Source organism: Aeromonas sp. HMWF014 (assembly GCF_963878295.1).
Classification (GTDB): domain Bacteria; phylum Pseudomonadota; class Gammaproteobacteria; order Enterobacterales; family Aeromonadaceae; genus Aeromonas; species Aeromonas popoffii.
The window spans coordinates 1-3,229 of the sequence record NZ_CAWNYS010000247.1 but is presented as its reverse complement, the minus strand read 5'-3'; the positions used below and the strand labels follow the sequence as shown (position 1 = coordinate 3,229).

Annotated in this window: 2 protein-coding genes and 2 tRNA genes; 3 read left to right on the top strand and 1 reads right to left on the bottom strand. The window is 60.6% G+C overall.

From position 1 onward, the window contains the following. On the top strand, positions 1-503 hold a 503-nt coding region (locus AAC083_RS10045), incomplete at its 5' end, for a hypothetical protein (RefSeq protein WP_108536506.1). 72 nt (positions 504-575) lie between these two features. Here AAC083_RS10045 and glgX read toward each other — a convergent pair. Further along, positions 576-2,639 (bottom strand): glycogen debranching protein GlgX, encoded by a 2,064-nt coding sequence (glgX, locus tag AAC083_RS10040; RefSeq protein ID WP_108536505.1) that lies wholly within the window; start codon positions 2,637-2,639, stop codon positions 576-578. Between the two features lie 196 nt (positions 2,640-2,835). Between glgX and AAC083_RS10035 the strand changes: the two genes are divergently transcribed. Together AAC083_RS10035 and AAC083_RS10030 are read left to right on the top strand one after the other, a co-directional pair. Then, positions 2,836-2,912 (top strand) — tRNA-Met (locus tag AAC083_RS10035). 102 nt (positions 2,913-3,014) lie between these two features. Beyond that, positions 3,015-3,091 (top strand) — tRNA-Met (locus AAC083_RS10030). Positions 3,092-3,229 lie beyond the last annotated feature (138 nt).

Below are 3,229 nucleotides of genomic sequence, written 5' to 3'. Positions count from 1 at the left end.
GTGCTGCCCTGATCCTGGGGATAGTGCTGTCGCTGGCCCAATCCCGGCTGGAGGGCAAGCGTGCCATCCCGTCCACCCTGCTCTGGTTGCCTGCCATGCCGCTGCTGGTCTATGGCGTTGGCTTGCTGCAAATACAGGGCTGGCTGAGCGGCCTGCTGCAGATGATAGTGTTGGGGGCGGCCTTCGCGCACCTGATGCTGCTGCGGGCGCGTCACCGCTTGCAGGCCTTCAACTTGCTGCTGCCCTTGGCCGGGCTGGTGGCTGCCATTCTGAGCCTGCTCTGGCTGGCGGTGTTGGTGGGATGGCAGGGCAGTGGCGCGGGGCTGGATGCCTTGATCCCCGGTGTGCTGACCCAGACCATCTTGCTGATTGCGGCCCTGCTGCTCTGGTTCAGCCCCATCTATCTACAGCGGGAGACGGCGCCCGTGGTGGTCTCCACCGCCCTGTGCGGCCTCATCATAGCCCAGATAGCGGCGACCAGCGTGCTGCACCAGCTGGCCTGAGCAGGCGCCGCATGAATGAAAAAAGCCCCGCTGAGTCTGTCAGGGGGGCTTTTTGTTGGCTGTAACCCGGGCCTAGTAGAAGTCGTCGGCCCCGCAGATAAAGAGGCAGCTGCTGCGCGGTTGGGCCAGGTATTCCCGGGTCAGCCCCTCCAGCGGCATACCGAAAGTACAGATGTCATGGGGTGAGGGCAGGGCGGTATCCAGGATCCGGCGCCAGTAGCCACCCACCCCCTTGGGTGGGCTTGGCAGGTTAAAGGTGAGTGGCTCCCAGTAGGCGTTAAACAATACATAGAGCGCCAGCTTGGCTTCGCTGGAGAGCGCCGACATGGCGATGGCGTGGGAGTGGGGGCTGAAGTCTGGCTGGGCGGCATTGACCCCGTGCCAGCAGATCTCACTGTGCCGCAGGATCTCGGTCAGCGACAGTGGCATGCTCTCCTGCTCGGGTCGTTGGAACAGGTGCTTGCGATACTGGATCAGCTCCTTCATGAAGCGGAACATCTCCTGTCCCATGACGCTGGGCTGCCAGTTCATCCAGCAGGTTTCGTTGTCCTGGCAGTAGCCGTTGTTGTTGCCGTGCTGGGTACACAGCACCTCGTCTCCCATCAGCAGCATGGGGGAGCCTACCGACAGCAGGGTCGCCACCATCATGTTCTTGGCCTGACGCACCCGCAGGGCATTGATCTGGGGATCCTCGGTCGGCCCCTCCTGGCCATGGTTCCAGCTGAAGTTGTGATCGCAGCCGTCCCGGTTCTCTTCACCGTTGGCCTCGTTGTGCTTGTGGTCATGGCTGGCCCAGTCCCACAGGGTGAAGCCGTCATGGCAGGTGACGAAGTTGATGCTCTTCTCCGGATCGGCGTGGTGATAGTGGTAGATGTCCGGGCTGCCGCACAGTCGATCCACGAAGGTGGCGATGGCGTTGTCATCCCCGCGCAGGAAGTGGCGCACATCGTCCCTGAACTGGCCGTTCCACTCACGCCAGCGGGCGCCAGCCAGGCTGCCCACCTGATAGAGTCCCCCGGCATCCCAAGCCTCGGCGATGAGCTTAATATCGGCGATGCGGGGATCCGTGTCTATGGTGCGCAGGGTCGGCGCATTGGCTTGGGGCATGCCGGATTCATCTCGTGACAAGATGGCGGCCAGATCGAATCGAAAGCCGTCCACGTGCATCTCCTGGCGCCAGAAGTGGAGGCTGTCCATGATCATGCGCAGCACCACCGGATGGGCGCCGTTGAACGTGTTGCCGCAGCCCGAATAGTTGGTGTCCTGCTGATTGCTGTCGAGGATGTAGTAGACCTCGTTGTCTATGCCGCGAAACGAGAAGGTGGGGCCATCGCCCCCACCCTCGGCCGTGTGGTTGTAAACCACGTCTAGGATCACCTCGATATTGGCCCTGTGCAGCGCCTTGACCATGTCACGAAACTCGGTGAGCGGATCAGGGCCGCTGGCATATTGGGCGTGGGGGGCAAAAAACGACATCGGGCTGTAACCCCAGTAGTTGGAGAGCCCCTTGGGGGCATCCTGGGGATCGAACTGGAACACCGGCAGCAGCTCGACGGCGGTGATGCCGAGGGATTGCAGGTAGGGGATCTTGTCGATGAGGCCAAGATAGGTGCCGCGCAGCGCAGGGGCCACGCCGGAGCTCGGCGACTTGGTAAATCCCCCCAGATGCAGTTCGTAGATCACCGAACGGGAGAGGGAGTGAGCGGGTAGCTTGTCACCCTCCCAGTCGTAGTCACGGGTATCCACCACCCGGTTCTTGGCACATTCCGCCAGGTTGCTGCCGGGGCGGGCCGCAGCCCTGCGGTCGTAAGTCGGCCCCAGCTCAATGCTGCGACCATAGGGGTCCAGCAGCACCTTGTCCGCATCGAAGCGGGTGCCGTAGTAGGGACGCCACGGACCCTGAATGCGATAGGCGTAACGTTGACCCAGTGGTATGCCTTCTATATGGATGTGCCAGTAGTAAGCGGTACGGTTGAGACGGGGTGACAAAGGGATCACCTCTGGGGTGGTATCGTCGGCACTGGCGAACAGCAGCAGTTCGACCCGACTGGCCAGGCGGGCCCAGATAGCAAAATTGACGCCGTCGTGCTCGGGCGTGGCCCCCAATTGACGGCAATGACCGGCGGATATACGCATGATAAACCTACCCAAAAGGAGGAGTCACAATCCAATTCAGTGTAGTGCGCCATGCTGGCCCCAAACCTGCTTGTCTGAAATAACAGCGCTCTGTTGCAAAATCCTTCAATTTGTGCCGCTTTAACCTACGAATGAAGTTTTTTTAGGATATTTACTTGCAATCTGAGCGCTGGCGCCTATTATTGGCGACCTCAGACGCGGGGTGGAGCAGCTCGGTAGCTCGTCGGGCTCATAACCCGAAGGTCGTCAGTTCAAATCTGGCCCCCGCAACCAACTATTTGTGCTCATGGCGAGGCTGATGCCAAGCGGTGAACGTAAAGACAGCAAACTACCTCTGCTCGGTAGTGCGCGGTGATAAAGGCAGTACAATTCGGACGCGGGGTGGAGCAGCTCGGTAGCTCGTCGGGCTCATAACCCGAAGGTCGTCGGTTCAAATCCGGCCCCCGCAACCATCTGAATATCTGAGTCAACAACGCCGATTAACGCATTGAAGATAAAGAGAATTCGAACTGGCTACTGCTCAGCTAGGTCGGAAAAATACGGACGCGGGGTGGAGCAGCTCGGTAGCTCGTCGGGCTCATAACCCGAAG

Excerpts from the sequence above, each read along its gene's own strand:
- glgX (WP_108536505.1), bottom strand. The coding sequence starts at position 2,639 with ATGCGTATATCCGCCGGTCATTGCCGTCAATTGGGGGCCACGCCCGAG.